The sequence below is a fragment of the Aliiglaciecola sp. 3_MG-2023 genome, from assembly GCF_030548205.1.
Taxonomy (GTDB): Bacteria; Pseudomonadota; Gammaproteobacteria; order Enterobacterales; family Alteromonadaceae; genus Aliiglaciecola.
The window spans coordinates 1-18,825 of record NZ_JAUORV010000009.1; the positions used below are offsets into that span (position 1 = coordinate 1).

Consider the following 18,825-nt stretch of genomic DNA (forward strand, 5'->3'; position numbering starts at 1 on the left):
GCGCGTGTGGAAGGATTCGAACCTCCGACCGCCTGGTTCGTAGCCAGGTACTCTATCCAGCTGAGCTACACACGCGTGGTTTCTAACTTAAACTTTACTAACTAGTTGTCAGAAGGTAAAGCATCCTTCTAACAATTTCGAAACTCCTTCGGAGATTCTCATAATATGGCGCGTGTGGAAGGATGATTTCAGGCATCCTGCCTTACACCCCTCCGGGGCCATGCTGCGCATGTTCAAAATCGTTCCCGACGATTTTGTCGAACCTCCTTCGGAGATTCTCATAATATGGCGCGTGTGGAAGGATTCGAACCTCCGACCGCCTGGTTCGTAGCCAGGTACTCTATCCAGCTGAGCTACACACGCGTAAAACATTTAGTAACCATTCCTCAAAAGAAATGGCGGAGAGAGAGGGATTCGAACCCTCGATAGGGCTATAAACCCTATACTCCCTTAGCAGGGGAGCGCCTTCAGCCACTCGGCCACCTCTCCAAATGTGGGAGCGAAGTTTACTGAATCAGCAAAGGAAGTCAAACCTTTTTTTACACTTTACTACCCGTATGCTGGGATTTTAAACGATCGGCCTAAAACTACAATGTTATGCTGACTTTTTAAGCGATTTTTTAGGTTTACACTTACCTTTACTACTATTCAAATAATAAAAATAATTAAAAAAAATGCAAAAAAAAAGCTGGTGAACCAGCCTTTTTTATACTTTTTGCTTAGCTTTACTCAACATCTTCACTCGAATTGCCAGAACGCTCTGTTGCCGTTCCATTTTTTTCTGCTTGAATACGCATGTAAATTTCTTCTCGATGCACAGATACTTCTTTAGGAGCATTGACCCCTATTCTTACCTGATTCCCTTTAACACCCAATACGGTTACGGTGACTTCATCACCTACCATCAAGGTCTCACCTACACGACGGGTTAAAATTAGCATTCTATTGCTCCTTTTGCGTTATACCACAATGTTCCCTAGTTAAAATTAGCGTATTTACCAGCTCTTTCCAGAAAATACACAATTAGCACTCCTTGTTTTTGTCGTCACTTACAAAAACTGTCTAATAATACTTATAAGCGTTCTTCTAACCAACTATGTACAGAGTTGATAGCTGTATCCAGGTTTTCAGGCTGACTTCCTCCGGCTTGCGCCATATCGGGTCTACCCCCACCTTTTCCGCCTACTTGACTGGCAACATAATTAACTAATTCGCCAGCTTTAACTTTACCAACCAGATCTTTAGTTACACCGACAATAACACTCACTTTGTTGTCTGCCGGCAATCCTAGAACTATGACTCCACTACCGATTTGATTCTTCAAATCATCGACCATTGTACGCAAAGTTTTAGATTCTACCCCTTCAACTTTAGTAGAAAGGACTTTTACCCCTTTCACATCAGTGGTCTGAGATGCTAAATCACTTCCAGCTTGAGCAGCCATCTTCTGCTTAAGCTTAGACAATTCCTTTTCTAACTCTTTGGCATGTTCAATAACAGTGGTAAGTCTACCTTCCAGATTTACAGCATCTGTCTTTAATAGACCCGAGACCTTACCAATTAATTTCCCTTGATCTTGTACATATTTTAATGCCGCTTGACCGGTAATGGCTTCAATTCTTCGCACACCTGAGGCAATGCCACTTTCGCTGACGATTTTAAATAAGCCGATGTCGCCGGTTTGATTGACATGAGTACCACCACAAAGTTCCATAGAGAATGGCCCCATGCTGACAACACGCACATCATCGTCGTATTTTTCACCAAATAACGCCATCGCTCCGGCATTTTTAGCTTCCTCTAATCCCATCAGTTTAGTATTTAAACGGTGGTTAAGGCGAATTTGATCATTTACTAGGGTTTCAATATCCTCAAGTTGCTGCGCGGTCACCCCCTCAATATGGGAAAAATCGAAACGTAAGCGTTCAGCATCCACTAATGAACCTTTTTGGTTAACATGCTCACCTAGAATAGTTTTTAAGGCTGCATGCATTAAGTGGGTTGCGCTGTGATTAAGTTTGATAGCAGCTCGACGTTGCCCGTCTACTTGTGCTTCAACCATATCACCCAAGCTAATATCACTTTGAGCAATCCCCTTGTGAGCAACGGCATCATTGAGTTTCACTGTGTCTGTGACTTTAAATTCAGTGGACACACCTTTGAGTATCCCTGTGTCGCCAACTTGACCGCCTGATTCGGCATAAAATGGGGTTTTGCTCAATACCACAATGCCAGACTCCCCTGCTTTGAGTTGCTCAACAGCGCCTTTTTCACCGAACAGTTCCGTCACTTCTGCCTTGTCCGTTTCTAACTCGTAGCCACTGAATTCACTGACTGTTTTAGCATGCAAGGTGTCATTGTAGTCTTTACCAAAATTACTCGCTTGTTGAGCCCGTTCACGTTGTTGAGCCATTGCACGATCAAAGCCCTCTTGATCGATGGTAAAGCCTTTTTCGCGGGCCACATCATTGGTTAAATCCGCAGGGAAACCATAAGTATCATATAGTTTGAATGCTAACTCCCCGGGTACCACTTCGCCTTGCAGCTCAGACAGCGCCTCATTAAGTATGGTCATACCTCGTTCTAGAGTGCGTGAAAACTGTTCTTCTTCAACCCGCAACACTTTTTCAAGAACCGGCTTTTGAGCGATAAGTTCTGGGTAGGCTTCGCCCATTTGTACACCCAACTCATCAATCAATTTATAAAAGAACACGTCTTTTGCGCCTAGCTGATATCCGTGTCTCACCGCCCGACGAATGATTCTGCGAAGTACATAACCCCGGCCTTCATTGGATGGCATTACACCATCACAAATTAAAAATGCACAAGAACGTATGTGATCTGCGATCACCCGTAAGGACTTATCTTCTAAATCCTTTGTCCCTACAATTTTAGCAGCCGCTGCAATAAGCTCCTGAAAAATATCAATTTCGTAATTACTATGCACGTTTTGCATGATCGCTGAGATGCGTTCTAGCCCCATCCCAGTATCAATTGATGGCTTAGGTAATGGATGCATCACCCCGTCGGCAGTGCGATTAAACTGCATGAAAACGAGGTTCCAAATTTCGATAAAACGGTCACCATCTTCTTCAGGTGAACCAGGAGGCCCCCCCCAAATATGTTCACCATGATCGTAAAATATTTCTGAACAAGGTCCACAAGGGCCTGTATCCCCCATTGACCAAAAATTATCTGAGGTAGCGATACGAATAATCTTTTCTGCAGGAATACCAATTTCTTTATTCCAAATATCAAACGCTTCATCATCTTCGTGATAAATAGTAACCAGTAACTTTTCCTTAGGCAGCCCCAAAACATCGGTAAGAAAGTTCCATGCATAATGAATGGCTTTTTGCTTAAAATAATCGCCAAAACTAAAGTTGCCCATCATTTCAAAAAATGTGTGGTGACGAGCCGTATAACCTACATTTTCGAGATCATTGTGCTTTCCTCCAGCACGAACACAGCGCTGTGAAGAAACCGCTTTGTTGTATTTGCGGGTTTCAGTGCCAAGGAACACGTCTTTGAATTGATTCATTCCGGCATTGGTAAACAAAAGCGTAGGGTCATCCGCCGGGACCAATGAAGAACTGGGTACAATTTGATGACCTAAATTGGCATAATAATCCAAAAAGGCACTTCTAATTTCAGCGGTAGTTTTACTCATTCATTTTCCTGATTTTAAAGTTAGTTCCGACAAGTACTAAGACTTGCTAGTAAAGGGCTATAGGCGGCGAACGATAGCATAGATTAGGGAAGCTTGTTAAGCCGTGAATTCGTTACGCCCCGTAGTTATTTCTTATTCATCTAATTCGCTGTTTAATGCAACTCGAATTTGTTCATGGTTAAACCCTCGATATTGCAGAAATCGCATACGTTTTTGTTTATCCTGCCAATCCTGTATTGGTTTATTAGCGTATTTTTTACGATATGCTTGAATGGCTGTCTCAGCAAAGTCTGTTTCACAGTCTGCCAAAGCTGTTGACAGGGCACTATCATCAATATTATGTTGTTGTAGCTCGACTTGGATACGCTGTAAGCCCTGCCCTTTAAGCACGCGATTGCGTATAAAGGCCTCGACAAAACGTTTATCACTTTGAATATCTTTTTCAGCAAACAAATCGATTTGCTGTTTTACTAAATTTCTATCAAGCCCTTTTAACGTTAGCTTGGTAACTAATTCATGTCGGCTATGTTCTCGACGAGCTAACAGACGAGTAATAGAATGATTGATGATCTTCACATCATTGTCTGACATATTAATAGCCTATCAACTTGATTCATTGGAACCTTTGCTTTGTTTTTTCAATTTATCCATTCAACCAACGCCATACCTAAACAGATCTGGGATGATTTAAATCAAAATCAAGCGCTGTTTTGTAATTATGCATTTTTAACCGCTTTAGAAGAGTCTGGTTCTGTAGGCGGTGATACAGGTTGGTTACCCCATCATTTGGTAGCTTATCAGGACGACAAGGTTATCGGTATCCTACCAATGTACGAAAAAAGCCATAGTTATGGTGAATATGTATTCGATTTTGCATGGGCAGAAGCTTATCAGCGATATCATAAACAATATTACCCCAAATTAATTTGTGCAATTCCTTTTACCCCGGTTACCGGTATACGTTTGTTATCAGATAATACAATAGACACCAGGGCTTTATTGAGCCAAATGTATGAGTTTATCAAACAGCAATTGCCAGCCCTCAATTTGTCTTCAATCCATTTTCTTTTTCCAGCCCAAGACATGAGTCAACAATTACAAGGATTAGGTGCTGTACAAAGAAAAAGTGTCCAATTCCAGTGGTTTAACCGAGACTACCAAGATTTCCATGAGTTTTTGGCCACTTTCACAGCTAGACGTCGAAAAAGTGTGCGTAAAGAAAGACAAAAAATCGCACAACAAGGGTTAACCATTAAACGCTTCCACGGTGATGTGCTAACCTCAGTCGAGATGGATTTCTTTTACCATTGCTACTGCCAAACCTATTTGAAACGCAGCGGTCATAGTGGTTATTTAAGCAAATCATTCTTTTCAAAAATTCTCGCCACTATGGCAGATAAAATCTTATTAGTTATCGCTTCGCAACAAGATACACCGGTGGCTGGAGCACTCTATTTATACGATCAACAACAGCTTTGTGGACGCTATTGGGGTGCCATGGAAGAATTTGATGGTTTGCACTTTGAGTGTTGTTATTACCAAGGCATTGAATTTTGTATTGAGAAAAAAATCACCAGCTTTAATCCTGGAACTCAAGGTGAGCATAAAATTTTAAGAGGTTTCGAACCCATATTTTGTTACTCGAACCACTGGTTGCACAATCCTTCTTTCCAAGATGCGGTATCACGCTTTGTGGAGCAAGAAAGTCCAGGGATAGAAGCCTATAAAATTAGCGCTGCTGAAGTCTTACCGTTTAAAAAAGCACAAGATTAAGCTGACAGTTGAAACTCATGTTATTTACGCCACACTAATAAATGGTTGTTAGCGGGCAATTGAATTGTTTCAACCAAACTTAGTGGTTTAGCCCAGGTCTGTAATTCAACGATGTCTCTGATACCACCGTACCCTCTTTCCCGCAAGCTTTGATCAAATTGGTCATTGCTTGCGCTGGTAAACTTGCCGTCAAATTTAAATGGGCCATATTGGCAAAACACGCCATTATCAGGCAAATTATGTGCGATGGTTTCCATCATCATTTGTGCTTCGTGGGGCTGCATAATATGAGTAGTGTTGGCACTAAACACACCATCAATATCACTAAACGACCAACTATCTCTGCCAATAAAAAACTCAACTGGAGGCAATACATTGGAGCATTCCAATTCTTCTAACCAAGCATTAATGCTGTCATGATTGCCTGGAATATCGGTGGGCTGCCAAGTTAAATGTGGCAATGCGGGAGCAAAATAGGCTGCATGTTGCCCCGTACCCGAACCGATTTCCACTATCTTATTTTGATCAGCAAAATGCGTTCGTAACTGCGCCAGGATAGGTGTTTTATTATTCTCACAAGCTTGGGAAAAATCTTTGTTATTGACCATCGGGCACCTGTAAATTGTCAGATTAACCGTTTAAATTCGGCGCAAGCCACTTCTGAGCATATTCCAATGTCCAGCCTTTACGTTGAGCATAATCCTCAAGCTGATCTTGTTGAATTTGTGCCACAGCAAAATAGCGCGCATCAGGGTGAGAGAAATACCATCCAGATACAGCAGCTCCTGGCCACATTGCGTATGATTCAGTCAATTTCATACCGGTTGCATTTTCAGCGTCTAATAAATCCCAAATAACCTGCTTTTCAGTATGCTCAGGGCATGCAGCATAACCAGGCGCAGGGCGAATCCCCTGATACTTTTCGCGGATTAAATCGTCATTAGTTAGTTGTTCATCTGCGGCGTAACCCCAGATTTCTTTTCTGACTTTTGCATGCAAATACTCAGCAAAGGCTTCCGCCAAACGATCGGCAATAGCTTTTACCATAATACCGTTATAGTCATCACCATCATCAATATAGGCTTGAGCGAGCTCATCTTCCCCTATACCGGCTGTGACAGCAAAAGCGCCAATATAATCGGCTTTTTTACTGGCTTTGGGTGCAATATAATCACTTAAACAGTAATTAAAGCCTTTTGGTTTTTCTGTTTGTTGGCGCAAATGATGGGCTACCTGAATCGTGTTTTGGCGGCTATCATCGGCATAAATTTCCACGTCATCACCTACGCGGTTCGCGGCGAAAATACCGACGACCCCTTTCGCTGATAAACGCCCTGAATCACAAAGTTTCTGCAGCATAGTGGTTGCATCATGAAACAACTTTTTGGCTTCTTCACCCACCACTTCATCATCTAAAATCCGTGGATATTTACCCGCTAATGACCATGTTAGGAAAAATGGAGTCCAATCGATGTAATCAACCAATTCCGATAACTCAACACTTACCGTTTGCACCCCTAGTGATTTAGGTACTGGTGGATGATATACCTGCCAATCACAATCAAAACGATTCTCGCGCGCGGCGTCTAAACTGATTGGTTTCGAACGCGGCTTTTTACGAGCGTGCTGTTCTCGGACTACATCATATTCTTTTTGCAGTTGTGCGACGTATTCAGGCCTAAATTCATCAGAGATCAGTTTTTGACAAACTCCAACCGCTCGGCTGGCATTAGGAACATATACCACGGGTCCATGATAGTTTTGTTCAATTTTTACTGCAGTATGGGCTTTTGAAGTGGTAGCGCCGCCAATGAGTAAAGGCAAGTTCAACTCTAAACGCTGCATTTCTTTAGCAACGTGCACCATTTCATCTAAAGAAGGCGTAATTAAACCTGACAGGCCAATCATGTCGACTTTTTCATCTTTGGCCACCTGCATAATTTTAGCCGCGGGCACCATGACGCCTAAATCGATAATTTCATAGTTATTACATTGCAGAACGACACCCACAATATTTTTACCAATATCGTGCACATCACCTTTTACCGTAGCTAATAATATTTTACCGTTGCTACTGCTTTGGTCTTTTTCCAACTCGATATAAGGTTCAAGGTAGGCCACGGCTTTTTTCATGACCCGAGCAGATTTTACCACTTGGGGTAAGAACATCTTACCTTCGCCAAATAAATCCCCCACTACGTTCATGCCATCCATCAATGGACCTTCAATCACGTGCAAGGGTTTTTCAGCTTCTAAGCGCGCAGCTTCAGTATCTTCGACAATGAAGTCTGTAATACCTTTAACTAAAGCGTGCTCTAAACGTTTATTAACAGGGTAGTCTCGCCATTCAAGGTTTTCTTTAACAACGGCTTTGCCGTCACCTTGATATTTTGGTGCCAGTGCCAATAGATTATCAGTGGCATCTGGATGACGGTTTAGAATCACGTCTTCAACCGCGTCTTTTAATTCCTTGGGAATATTGTCGTAAACTTCTAGCTGACCAGCGTTAACAATGGCCATATCCATACCGGCCTTAATGGCATAGTACAAAAATACCGAGTGCATGGCCTCACGGACCGGATTATTTCCGCGAAATGAAAAGGATATATTCGATAAACCACCGGATACATGACAATGAGGTAAATTTTGTTTTATTTGACGAGTCGCTTCGATGAAATCAACCGCATAGTTGTTGTGCTCTTCAATTCCTGTTGCAACGGCAAAAATATTCGGGTCAAAAATAATATCTTCAGGTGGAAAGCCTATTTTTTCGGTGAGTAGTTTGTAACTGCGCTCACATATCTCGTATTTTCGTGCTTGGGTATCGGCTTGTCCTTGCTCATCAAACGCCATGACCACAGTTGCAGCACCATATCGTTTCAGCAATTTAGCTTGCTTTAAGAAGGGCTCTTCGCCTTCTTTTAAACTGATTGAGTTAACAATGGCTTTACCCTGAACGCACTTTAACCCAGCTTCGATGACCGTCCATTTAGAGGAGTCAATCATAATGGGGACACGAGAAATATCGGGTTCAGAGGCAATTAGACTTAAAAAGCGCACCATGGCAGCTTCTGAATCTAACATGGCTTCATCCATGTTGATATCGATGACTTGGGCACCGTTTTCGACCTGCTGACGAGCCACATCTAATGCTGCTTCATAGTTATCTTCGAGGATCAGACGTTTAAACATTGCTGAACCTGTTACGTTGGTGCGTTCACCTACGTTAACAAAGGTCGCGCTAGAATTTTGTTGTTCTTGAGACACGAAAAGCTCCTGTTAATGCACGAAGGGTTCTAAACCAGACAAGCGCATTCTAACTTCTTTTTTAACTGGGACTCGAGGCGCAATGCCCGCGACGACTTTGGCAATTTCAGCAATGTGCTCGGGTGTACTACCACAACATCCGCCTACAATATTTACCAGTCCTGATTTCGCCCACTCTTCAATATGTTCAGCCATTTCATCAGCTTCCATATCGTATTCACCAAACTCATTGGGTAAACCCGCATTAGGATGCGCAGATACCAAACATTCTGCTTGGTTGGCAATTTCTTCTACATATTGACGCAATAAATCAGGCCCAAGGGCACAGTTAAGGCCAAATGACACTGGGTTGATATGTCGTAGTGAATAGTAAAACGCTTCCGCGGTTTGACCCGATAAAGTGCGGCCAGAAGCATCGGTAATAGTCCCTGAAATCATAACGGGTAAAGCGATACCCAACTCGTCAAACACGCTATCTACTGCGAAGGCAGCCGCTTTAGCGTTCAATGTATCGAAAATAGTTTCGATTAAAATTATGTCTGCGCCCCCCTCAATCAAACCGTGAGTCGCTTCAGAATAAGCCTCCACTAGCTGATCAAAATTAACATTACGCTTGCCCGGATCATTCACATCGGGAGAAATTGACGCAGTTCTGTTTGTAGGCCCCAAAACGCCCGCCACAAAACGCGGTTTATCGGGCGTTTTTGCCGTGTATTCATCCGCCGCTTTGCGTGCTAACTTCGTTGCTTCTATATTAATTTCTTTCGCCAGTGATTGCATATCGTAATCGGCCATGGCGATAGTCGTGGCATTAAAGGTGTTGGTTTCGATGATATCAGCGCCAGCTTCAAAGTATTGGCAGTGAATATCATAGATAATTTGCGGTTGGCTTAGCACCAATAAGTCATTGTTACCTTTAACATCGCAGTGCCAATCAACAAATCGATCACCGCGGTAATCTTCTTCTTCCAGTTTATGCCGCTGAATCATTGTTCCCATTGCGCCGTCAAGAACAAGAATTCGCTCTTTGGCAATAGAGTACAGTTTATCGGTGTTATTTTGCGCCACGCAATTACCTCTTATTTTTTACTTGGAAGATCTGCAAGATCAAATGGTGTTGTCTGATAAACATAGTAGTTTAACCAGTTTGTAAACAGAAGCGAACCATGGGAGCGCCATGTTACATGATAGGGCTGACTAGGATCATCATTTTCGTAATAATTTTCTGGAACCTTAGGGCTCGAACCATTATTAAGATCTCGCTTAAACTCCTGATCCAAAGTTTCAGGATCATATTCTGGATGCCCAGTTACACACACCATACGTTTATCTTTGGAGGCGACTATATAAGCGCCGGTTTTTTCCGAACTGGCCAATACATTAAGACCTTCAACACTTTTATAGATATCGATGGGAATTTCCCCAAAACGAGAATGAGGGGCGTTAAATTGCGGATCGAAACCACGCATCAGAGCGTCATGAGGTTCATTAACATTATGGGTATAAACACCAGATAATTTATCGTCTCTAAGTCGACGGTTATGACCATAAAAATGAAACATCGCCGCATGAGCAGCCCAACAGGAATACAACGTAGACTGCGCATGACGCTGAGTCCACTCCATAATAGTGGTAATTTTATCCCAGTATTTCACTGCTGAATAATCAAGATGCGCAAGGGGTGCGCCTGTGATAATGAAACCATCGTAATTTTTATGGGCAACATCATCAAACGCTAAATAAAACGCATCCATGTGCGCTTTAGGCGTATTTTTAGGTGCCTGATTGTCAATCCGAATAAGATCAATATTAATTTGCAAAGGCGTATTGGAAAGCAGACGCAGAATCTGTACTTCAGTTTCAATCTTATTCGGCATTAAATTCAAAATCCCCACTTCAAGAGGACGAATGTCTTGCTTAGCAGCGGCTTCGCTATCCATAACGAATATATTTTCCGCGTTCAAGACCCCTTGGGCGGGCAGATCACTAGGTATTCGAATAGGCATAAGTTCTCCAATGTGGTGGTAAGGAAACAAATTTCGCTCATTCACACCCAAAAGTCAACATCTTTACGTCTAGACGTCTAAACGTTTATCCGGCCTTATAAGTTTACACCTTAAAATTTACGTTTTTCACATCAACTTTAACTGCATATTTCTCCTTAGCATTATGAGCATGGTTAACGGAACAGAGACGCAAGTTATTCACCCCTAGCGATTAATGCGATTGATTTGCATTGTTTAAAAATATCCATTTTAGGTTGATACACACTACTTTGGACATTGGCTAAGCCTAACAAGGTGTCAAAAATATTGTCTTGTGAAAATTCTGAACTCAGCTTTTCAGAAACACAGTCTGTAAAATCAGTATTTGACAGTTCTGTACTCCAATACAACATAGGCACATGGATTTGCTCCTCAGGAGCGATACTGTATGGAAAGCCATGCAGAAATAGTCCTTTTTCCCCCAGTGACTCACCATGGTCTGAGATGTATAACATGGATTTATTAGCCACACCGCTCTGCAGCAAAACGTCGATTAGCTGACTCAGAACAAAGTCGGTATAAGCAATAGTATTGTCATAGGTATTTCTTAATTGCTCTGTGCTACAACGTTGAATATCACTTTGCGGACAATCTGGCATAAAACGTTTAAAGCTGTCTGGATAGCGTCGGAAGTAGGTAGGCCCATGAGATCCTATCATATGCAAAACTATGAGTTGATTGCCTGATTCTTGCTGGCTAATTTGTTGTTGCAATTTTTCGATAAGAATTTCATCAAAACAATAATCACCATCACACAACGGTGAGTCTTGAGTTGGATCAAAGCGGATTTCACTCACTCTTTCACATACCCCTTTACAAGTACTGTTATTATCAATCCAAGTGACGTCCACGCCTGCTCGATGAATTATATCTAAAGCATTATCTTGGCTACTCGCCACTCGACTTTCATATTTGCTTCGTGGTAAACGAGAAAACATACATGGCACAGACACTGCGGTAGCAGTGCCGCAAGAGCTAACCTGTTTGAAACTGAGTATTGGGGTTTGCGCCAAAAACTTATTGGTATTGCGAGTATAACCATTTAAAGAAAAATTCTGGGCGCGAGCAGTCTCACCTACCACCATGACGGTTAAATTTTGATAACGTTGTTTTACTGGAACAAGCTTGGGTGACTTATCCAATACTTTAAATGGTAGAGGAGGATAAAAATAGTTGTCTCGTAAAAACCTAAATCCAGCATCATAAAATGCAAAAGGCACAATATACTTAACTAAAATATGATTATTTCTGCCGACGGCTGCATAGTCTTTATATAAGAAAGTAAAAATTGATGCAGTTACTGTTAACGCAACCATATTAATGACTAACACACTTTTTATTCGACTTTTTAAATCACCAATCATCCTTGCTTTATAAATCAATATTGCCGGTATCAGACCCAATAGAATAAAATAGATAAGAAAACTTAAATTAAAATAAGACGAGACTTCACGGGAATTAGTCTCAGCAATATTTTGAATCATACTTTTATCAAAAATTACACCGTACTGAATAGTTGCATAAAATAATAAACAAGCAAGCAACAAAGTGACGGCTGACACTGTTCTTGGGAAAAATACACCACCTAAAATACTAATCACTATTATAGTTAAGCAAAACAGCAGTAGAATAACTGATGCGTAGAAAGCCCACTGAGACAAGTTGTTAGGTTCAATGGCTTCAAATACGCCATTTAGAAAACAATAGTTAAAGATTAAGACGATAAATAGCGAGCTAATGGCTATAATTTGTGCAGCAGTATATTCACGATGTATAACGTTTAAAATTACATTCATTTTGTTTCATTGGTTGTTTATCACCCACTCATTATAAGAGCCTAATCTTAGCTGAAACTGAAGGTAACCCTATGTTTTACAAAAATTTATTTAGATGGCAGTAATTGTCAATTTAGTTATAACGCGTTACTCAATAAGTTGAAATTTCCGTTGTTATTGATACAAATTTGAAGCTCTAAGAGACACTTACGGTTTAGGAATATAATGATATTCAGTGATGCTATTCGTTGCCTCCGGGCATTCAATTTTGCGGCTAGCGATATTGAGTAAAACCCAGTCAGTTCGGTGGACAACCCCAAGGTGCATGACTTTATTTTTATCAAAACAAAGCCCCTCAACTAACTCAAAACTTAACAATATAAATCGATCTTTGCGCTTTCCAATCCATTGAAAAGCAGCTTTTACTTGCTCTGCGTTATCGGTGTGATAACCAAAATGAGTAATAGGATAAGGAGAGAATAGAATAAATTGTTCGGCAAAATCTACTAGCCCGATTTCAGCGTTTTGCGGAACAGTATGTTGCATTTGTTGAAATATTTTTTTGGGCGTTTTAACCATTTCTAATAGTCCGTATCCCATGGTGCAGTAAATAATCCATAATACCGAGATAAATAGTGGCCAACTCCGCCACTGTTGTTGTTTTACTGTAATAAGTGCCCCAACAAGTCCAGCGAGTCCAATAGTCATAAAAAAGTACCAAGGTGAAATATTGTATTTACTCACTAGCTTTTGGGTAAAACTGGCATTGCTTAATCCAGCCAATGCGAAAGTTAATAACCCTAGAGATATACAAGTCACCAATACCCATAAAATCCAATTGACTGCCCGTCGTTGTAGAATTTGTCGCACATAAGGTGCACTTATTAAGGCGAATATTGGTAATACCGGCAATACATATACACCTCTTTTACCGGGGCTGATACTGAAGAACACCAACACCAATACAATCCAAGTTAGTGGTAAAAGTATACGTGCATCTTGCTTTTTGATTGCATTTATCCAATTGGGAATTAACCATGGAAGAAGAATACTAAGGGGTAACCAAAAGATAGGGATTACGGAAACGAAATAATACCAAAATGGTTTAATATGATGCCAAGAATCAGCATAACGCGTGACGGTTTGTTTAAACAGAATGTTATCGCGATACTGCTCTAATAATGGATTTTGGCTTAATTCAACTAGTGACAACATAGGGACAAACCATAAACCTATTGCACACAGCATTACCACTAACCCCAACAACCACTTAACAATAGACTCTTTATTTGGCTTGAGTATTGACCGAGAGTGACAAGTAGAACGCATAACGAAATACGGAATTAGCATCAATACAGGTAAAAAGCCTACGCCTTTGGTAATTACACCAATCCCCATAAAAAAACAGGCTAAATAGAACCATCGCCATTTTGCATCAAGTAACAAAAACCTTAGGAGCCCATAACAACCTAAGGTGATCCAAGCACAAACCATTGCATCAATTTGCGCACTTTTAGCTTGCAGCATGAATTGAAAGCTAAACACTAGTAGTAGACCTGCTATAAAACCAGTTTCCGGATTCCATAGCTTACGTCCAATATCAAATACTAAATAAATAGTCAGTAATGAGCACAGCGCAGAAGGCAATAAGAAAGCGATGTTTAGAGAACCAAACAATGCGTAAAAAAGCGCAATTGACCACATAAATACAGGAGGTTTATCCGGATAATACTCACCAGCTCTTGCGGGGAAAAACCATTGTCCAGTTTCCACCATTTCTTTAGCAATTTGCGCAAAACGAGGTTCATCTGCAGGCCATGGATCGCGAAAACCCAATCCAATAAAAATGAGTATTATCGACATGAGCAAGAGCACGCCCAAAAGCTGCAGTTCGCGCGCATGTTTTTGAGAAGATAAATGGAACTGAATTAAATGAGTAATCATGTCACTATTTATGACCGCTCGTGGGAGCAAATTGAACAGTGTTTTGTGCACCGGTGTTAGTGGTTAAGTACTTATCAGCCTTAAACTTTTTATAGACATAAAGACTTAACAAACTGGATATGGCGAGAAATACAACACTGATAGTGATTTTCCAATAAGATTGCACCACAACGCCCTTTCCCATAAGAGCAAAAATAGCCATCTGAGGGATGTAACCAAACATAGAACCCATCACAAATGGCCAAATTTTAATAGTGGTTACTCCCGCCGTTATATTGGTAATGAGGTTATTGCCAACTGGCAACAACCTAACAATAATTGTTTTTATAAAAACTTGATTAGTCAAAAACCGATTGAGACCGATCACTTTGTTTGGGAAAAAGTGCGTGACCACAGGTTTGGCATAAAAACGAGAAAGAAGCATGGTGAGTAAACAACTCAACGTAATCGTAAACGTCGAATAAACTACACCTTCAGCAAAGCCAAAGGCATAGCCGCTTAGAAAAGCGATGAATTGTCGAGGAGCGCCCAAAGACGCCAGTAAACCGCTAACTAAGATAAAGTTAATAATCCCCTGCCATCCATTGTCTCGAGTGTGAGCATCTATCCACGATTGATTAAATGTATTAATCGATGGGATCTGAGCTAATAGCTCACTACCAATTAAACAAATCAATAATAAAGGTATTAGACGTACAAAAACGTTGAGAAACAACTTCAAAATTTATTGCTCATGAGTTGTTTCAAGCAAAGCAATTTTACCTCGTCGTTGTAGCCACATCACACCAAGAAGATCGACAATTCCCACTCGCAGCCTTCCCAACATATTATACTTGGAAGCGCCAAATTGACGATCTCTATGGCTGACTTCTACAACCACAATTTTCCCTCCAATACGGCGGACTAAGGCTGGAAGAAACCGGTGCATATGATCAAAGTAAGGGAGCTGTAAAAAGGTATCCTTGGGAAAGACTTTTAAACCGCAACCGGTATCAGGTGTGTTGTCACCGAGAATTCGACTGCGCACCTTGTTAGCGATTTTAGACTGTATGCGTTTCCAAGCAGTATCTTTACGAGACTTACGATAACCGGCAATACAATAATGCGAACCCACTGGAAATTTTTGTGCTTCTTTTAATAGGTTAGGAATGTCAGCCGGATCATTTTGACCATCGGCATCTAAGGTAACTATTAGGTTTCCTTCAGCAAAAGTAACACCGGTATGAATCGCTTTACTTTGCCCTACAGAATACCTGTGACGGATGGGTCTTACTTGCGGAAAATCACTTGCAGCGGCTAAACACAAGTTACTATAGGTATTATCATCGCTGCCATCATCAACATAGACTATTTCAAATTTTTTGTTGCTATTTAGAACAGCAACAATCTCTTGTATCAGAGGAAAGATATTGTCTTGTTCATTTTTTGCGGGGATAACTACAGAAATATCCACAATATCAACTCTCCCAAACCTATTACTTTAAACTCTCAGCAATATATCCGAGTAAGCTTAAGGTTAACTGAAGACTAATATTATTTGTGTCAGTATCTGTGTAGATATCTTAAAAAGATGAGAACTTGATCAGCCCTTTTAAGGGAAATATCGTTGTTGTAATTATTTTTCTTCATCACGTAAAGTTAATACTTCAACACCTGATGATGTGACTAACACAGTGTGTTCCCACTGTGCTGATAATTTGCGATCCTTTGTGACAACTGTCCATCCATCTCTTTTTTGCTTGGTTTTATAAGTACCTTGATTGATCATAGGTTCAATGGTGAACGTCATTCCTTCTTTCAAAACCATACCAGAGTTGGGCTTACCTACATGCAAAACCTGAGGCTCTTCATGCATTTCGCGACCAATACCATGACCACAATAATCCCGTACCACACTAAACCCTAACTTTTCGGCATAGGTTTGAATTGCATGACCGATATCACCAAGAGTCTTGCCAGGTTTAACCGACTTTATTCCTTGCCACATTGCTTGATAACTCCCATCAACGAGCTTTTTAGCAATTGGCGATACATTTCCAATCATATAGGTTTTACTGCTATCTGCAATGTAACCGTTTTTTTCTAGGGTAATGTCTATGTTAACGATGTCGCCTTCTTTCAGCTTTTTACCTATGGAAGGTACACCGTGACATACCACCTCATTAATAGATGAATTTAATGTATATTGATAGCCATATTGACCTTTACTTGCTGGCCTTGATTGCAGGGAATTGACAATATAGTCTTCCACGAAGTCATTGACCTGCATAGTTGTCACGCCAGCTTTAATAAAATTGTCTAAGACAGCAAATACACTAGCTAATAATCTGCCAGAATTACGCATTAATTGAATTTCTTCTGGCGATTTAATATGTACATTATTCATTAACTAATTTCACCGTAGTGACATTTTGACTACGCATTTCACGCTGCAGAATTTGTTCATAGGTCAAGGTGGGGTTTTGCTCAGCTAGTCTGCCAATTTTCAACCAAAACTCAGCCTGTGAATTGATTGACCTTTCCATTACTGCACTATTTTTGCGCACTTCTTCATGAAGTTCGTTTGAAATTTTGACTATGCCCATTACTACCCTATATATACGTTATGCTACAAAACATAGTATATCGTATATTTTTTGGAAAAGGTAAGTGAAAATGTTAAGTAAAATGAAACATAAACTAGCGGATCAGGAAAAATTCAAGTTCTTGGTTTTCATAAAGGCTTTTGAAAACAAGCCTCTAATGTAATGACTTGCGTGAAATAAAAGGTGAAAATATGCCGTCAATAATTTCCTCGGTCGGAACTTGCATACCATGCACTCTTATATAAGTACGTAGTCCTGAAAAGTTGATCTGCACATGCCGAGCAAGTTCTTTGCTGTCAAAACGGTTACTTAGCTCGTTTAAAGACTGAGCTTCAATAATCAGTGACTCGAAACTGCTTTCCATCGCTTTTAATGAAGATCTCGCCTGTTCTAATAACTCGGCATTGGCATCGGTCAACTCAGCTATGGTTTTAGCGAGTAAACACATGCAACTAGGGGAAGACATTTGATTTTGTGTTACTCGAGTCAACATAAATAATTTAAGTGCCGCTAAGGGAGAGGAGACTTTACTGCGACATTGTCGTAAATGTTCTGAGCCTAATTGGGTATAGCGTATAAGCGCTTGTTTAAATAAACCTTCTTTACTGCCAAATGCAGCGTAAATACTGCCTGGCCGCATATCAATTTCATCCTGTAATATGCGCATAGAAGTGCCGTGAAATCCCCTATTCCAATATAGCTGCAACGCCTTATCAATTACCTCATCGCGATCAAATTTTGTATTATTTGCCATCTGCAACCTCCTTTTGAACAACCGCTCAATATTATCTTGAACGATTGTTCAAAGCCAGATATATTACGCCAATGAATTTAAAAGCCTTCAATCGGTTTTGTTTGAAAAATTTAAATTCGTTCCTGATATTGGTTGTTTAAGGAAATGTTTTCCCCTTTTGAATAACTGTTTTCCCACCTAATAAATGTAGCGAGTACCCATGTATTTAAAAGTATTATCCCAATACGTCCGTTTTTTACTGTTAAGCATTATTTTGTTTGGCGTCAGTTTTACTAGCCAAGCTGCAATTAAACCTAAAGTCATTGTATTTGATGTGAATGAAACCTTACTTGACTTGGAGTCTATGCGCACATCCATAGGTAAAGCACTGAATGGAAATGATGATCTCATCAGCTTGTGGTTTTCAACTATGTTGCATAACTCACTGGTGACCACTGTGACCGGCGACTATCACGATTTTGGTAAAATTGGCGTTGCAGCACTGATGATGGTGGCTGAAAGTAACAATATTGAAATCTCCGAGGAGCAGGCACTTACAGCCATTAAAACCCCGTTGTTATCATTGCCTCCTCATCCAGATGTAAAAGCTGGATTAGCGGCATTAAAGTCCCAGGGTTATATGCTCGTAAGCTTAACCAACTCATCAAATAAAGGGGTGGAAACACAATTTAAGAATGCGGGTTTAACCGAGTTTTTTGATAAACGTCTGAGCATAGAAGATATCAAAATCTATAAGCCCGACTTAAGATCTTATGCTTGGGCGCTTAAACAATTAGGGATCAAGCCTGAAGAGGCCTTAATGGTCGCAGCCCATGGATGGGACGTTGCCGGCGCTAAGGCCGCGGGTATGCAAACAGCATTTATTGCGCGTAAAGGAAAAGCCCTTTATCCCCTTGCTGAAAAGCCCGATTATATCGTTAAAGATTTACAGCAATTAGTAACGATTTTAGAATCTAAATAGAAGCGATAATGATGCAAAGAACAATCTAAATTACTCGACAAAGGGCATTAA

Annotated in this window: 16 protein-coding genes and 3 tRNA genes; 2 read left to right on the forward strand and 17 right to left on the reverse strand. The window is 40.6% G+C overall.

What is annotated here, in order from left to right:
- Position 1: 1 nt before the first annotated feature.
- The 6 genes from Q4574_RS11485 to Q4574_RS11510 all read right to left on the reverse strand — a co-directional run bounded on the left by Q4574_RS11485 (position 2) and on the right by Q4574_RS11510 (position 4,261).
- Positions 2 to 75, reverse strand: a tRNA-Arg gene (locus Q4574_RS11485).
- 211 nt (positions 76 to 286) lie between these two features.
- Positions 287 to 363: transfer RNA gene (locus tag Q4574_RS11490), tRNA-Arg, on the reverse strand.
- Positions 364 to 396: 33 nt separating this feature from the next.
- Positions 397 to 489, reverse strand: a tRNA-Ser gene (locus Q4574_RS11495).
- A gap of 236 nt (positions 490 to 725) precedes the next feature.
- Entirely contained in the window at positions 726 to 941 is a 216-nt protein-coding gene (gene csrA / locus Q4574_RS11500) for a carbon storage regulator CsrA (protein ID WP_303474265.1), read from the reverse strand.
- Between the two features lie 131 nt (positions 942 to 1,072).
- Positions 1,073 to 3,670 (reverse strand): alanine--tRNA ligase, encoded by a 2,598-nt coding sequence (alaS, locus tag Q4574_RS11505; RefSeq protein WP_303474266.1) that lies wholly within the window; start codon positions 3,668 to 3,670, stop codon positions 1,073 to 1,075.
- 132 nt (positions 3,671 to 3,802) lie between these two features.
- Positions 3,803 to 4,261 carry a regulatory protein RecX gene (locus Q4574_RS11510; protein ID WP_303474267.1) on the reverse strand — a complete coding sequence of 153 codons (459 nt, stop codon included), beginning with the start codon at positions 4,259 to 4,261 and terminating at the stop codon, positions 3,803 to 3,805.
- Positions 4,262 to 4,300: 39 nt separating this feature from the next.
- Between Q4574_RS11510 and Q4574_RS11515 the strand changes: the two genes are divergently transcribed.
- Positions 4,301 to 5,443: a GNAT family N-acetyltransferase gene (locus Q4574_RS11515; RefSeq protein ID WP_303474268.1), complete on the forward strand. Its 1,143-nt coding sequence runs from the start codon at positions 4,301 to 4,303 to the stop codon at positions 5,441 to 5,443.
- Positions 5,444 to 5,463: 20 nt separating this feature from the next.
- On the opposite strand, the gene Q4574_RS11520 is transcribed toward Q4574_RS11515, so the two are convergent.
- The 11 genes from Q4574_RS11520 to Q4574_RS11570 all read right to left on the reverse strand — a co-directional run bounded on the left by Q4574_RS11520 (position 5,464) and on the right by Q4574_RS11570 (position 17,813).
- Positions 5,464 to 6,051: a DUF938 domain-containing protein gene (locus Q4574_RS11520; protein ID WP_303474269.1), complete on the reverse strand. Its 588-nt coding sequence runs from the start codon at positions 6,049 to 6,051 to the stop codon at positions 5,464 to 5,466.
- A gap of 22 nt (positions 6,052 to 6,073) precedes the next feature.
- Positions 6,074 to 8,710, reverse strand: coding sequence for a methionine synthase (gene metH, locus Q4574_RS11525; RefSeq protein ID WP_303474271.1), 2,637 nt, complete (start codon positions 8,708 to 8,710; stop codon positions 6,074 to 6,076).
- Positions 8,711 to 8,722: 12 nt separating this feature from the next.
- A complete protein-coding gene (locus Q4574_RS11530) occupies positions 8,723 to 9,778 on the reverse strand; it encodes a homocysteine S-methyltransferase family protein (protein ID WP_303474272.1) in 1,056 nt (351 codons plus the stop codon).
- Positions 9,779 to 9,789: 11 nt separating this feature from the next.
- Positions 9,790 to 10,716 carry a homoserine O-succinyltransferase gene (gene metA, locus Q4574_RS11535; RefSeq protein ID WP_303474273.1) on the reverse strand — a complete coding sequence of 309 codons (927 nt, stop codon included), beginning with the start codon at positions 10,714 to 10,716 and terminating at the stop codon, positions 9,790 to 9,792.
- A 194-nt stretch (positions 10,717 to 10,910) separates the two neighbouring features.
- A complete protein-coding gene (locus Q4574_RS11540; protein WP_303474275.1) occupies positions 10,911 to 12,551 on the reverse strand; it encodes a phosphoethanolamine transferase in 1,641 nt (546 codons plus the stop codon).
- A 186-nt stretch (positions 12,552 to 12,737) separates the two neighbouring features.
- Positions 12,738 to 14,393 (reverse strand): glycosyltransferase family 39 protein, encoded by a 1,656-nt coding sequence (locus Q4574_RS11545; RefSeq protein ID WP_303474276.1) that lies wholly within the window; start codon positions 14,391 to 14,393, stop codon positions 12,738 to 12,740.
- Positions 14,394 to 14,478: 85 nt separating this feature from the next.
- On the reverse strand, positions 14,479 to 15,195 hold the full coding sequence (locus Q4574_RS11550) for a TVP38/TMEM64 family protein (protein WP_303474277.1): 717 nt from the start codon (positions 15,193 to 15,195) through the stop codon (positions 14,479 to 14,481).
- A gap of 3 nt (positions 15,196 to 15,198) precedes the next feature.
- Positions 15,199 to 15,927, reverse strand: a complete 729-nt coding sequence (locus tag Q4574_RS11555; RefSeq protein WP_303474278.1) for a glycosyltransferase — start codon at positions 15,925 to 15,927, stop codon at positions 15,199 to 15,201.
- 162 nt (positions 15,928 to 16,089) lie between these two features.
- On the reverse strand, positions 16,090 to 16,860 hold the full coding sequence (map, locus tag Q4574_RS11560; RefSeq protein WP_303474279.1) for a type I methionyl aminopeptidase: 771 nt from the start codon (positions 16,858 to 16,860) through the stop codon (positions 16,090 to 16,092).
- Positions 16,853 to 17,059: a ParD-like family protein gene (locus Q4574_RS11565; RefSeq protein WP_216050079.1), complete on the reverse strand. Its 207-nt coding sequence runs from the start codon at positions 17,057 to 17,059 to the stop codon at positions 16,853 to 16,855. Before Q4574_RS11565 ends, map begins: the two co-directional genes overlap by 8 nt.
- 154 nt (positions 17,060 to 17,213) lie before the next feature.
- On the reverse strand, positions 17,214 to 17,813 hold the full coding sequence (locus Q4574_RS11570; protein WP_303474281.1) for a TetR/AcrR family transcriptional regulator: 600 nt from the start codon (positions 17,811 to 17,813) through the stop codon (positions 17,214 to 17,216).
- A gap of 199 nt (positions 17,814 to 18,012) precedes the next feature.
- Here Q4574_RS11570 and Q4574_RS11575 point away from each other — a divergent pair, with 199 nt between their 5' ends.
- Positions 18,013 to 18,774, forward strand: coding sequence for a haloacid dehalogenase type II (locus tag Q4574_RS11575; RefSeq protein ID WP_303474283.1), 762 nt, complete (start codon positions 18,013 to 18,015; stop codon positions 18,772 to 18,774).
- Positions 18,775 to 18,825: the final 51 nt, after the last annotated feature.

Bases quoted from the DNA above. Each gene is read 5' to 3' on its own strand.
- csrA (WP_303474265.1), bottom strand. From the start codon at position 941: ATGCTAATTTTAACCCGTCGTGTAGGTGAGACCTTGATGGTAGGTGAT.
- alaS (WP_303474266.1), bottom strand. From the start codon at position 3,670: ATGAGTAAAACTACCGCTGAAATTAGAAGTGCCTTTTTGGATTATTAT.
- Q4574_RS11510 (WP_303474267.1), bottom strand. From the start codon at position 4,261: ATGTCAGACAATGATGTGAAGATCATCAATCATTCTATTACTCGTCTG.
- Q4574_RS11520 (WP_303474269.1), bottom strand. From the start codon at position 6,051: ATGGTCAATAACAAAGATTTTTCCCAAGCTTGTGAGAATAATAAAACA.
- metA (WP_303474273.1), bottom strand. From the start codon at position 10,716: ATGCCTATTCGAATACCTAGTGATCTGCCCGCCCAAGGGGTCTTGAAC.
- Q4574_RS11540 (WP_303474275.1), bottom strand. From the start codon at position 12,551: ATGAATGTAATTTTAAACGTTATACATCGTGAATATACTGCTGCACAA.
- Q4574_RS11545 (WP_303474276.1), bottom strand. From the start codon at position 14,393: ATGTCGATAATACTCATTTTTATTGGATTGGGTTTTCGCGATCCATGG.
- map (WP_303474279.1), bottom strand. From the start codon at position 16,860: ATGAATAATGTACATATTAAATCGCCAGAAGAAATTCAATTAATGCGT.
- Q4574_RS11565 (WP_216050079.1), bottom strand. From the start codon at position 17,059: ATGGGCATAGTCAAAATTTCAAACGAACTTCATGAAGAAGTGCGCAAA.
- Q4574_RS11570 (WP_303474281.1), bottom strand. From the start codon at position 17,813: ATGGCAAATAATACAAAATTTGATCGCGATGAGGTAATTGATAAGGCG.
- Q4574_RS11575 (WP_303474283.1), top strand. From the start codon at position 18,013: ATGTATTTAAAAGTATTATCCCAATACGTCCGTTTTTTACTGTTAAGC.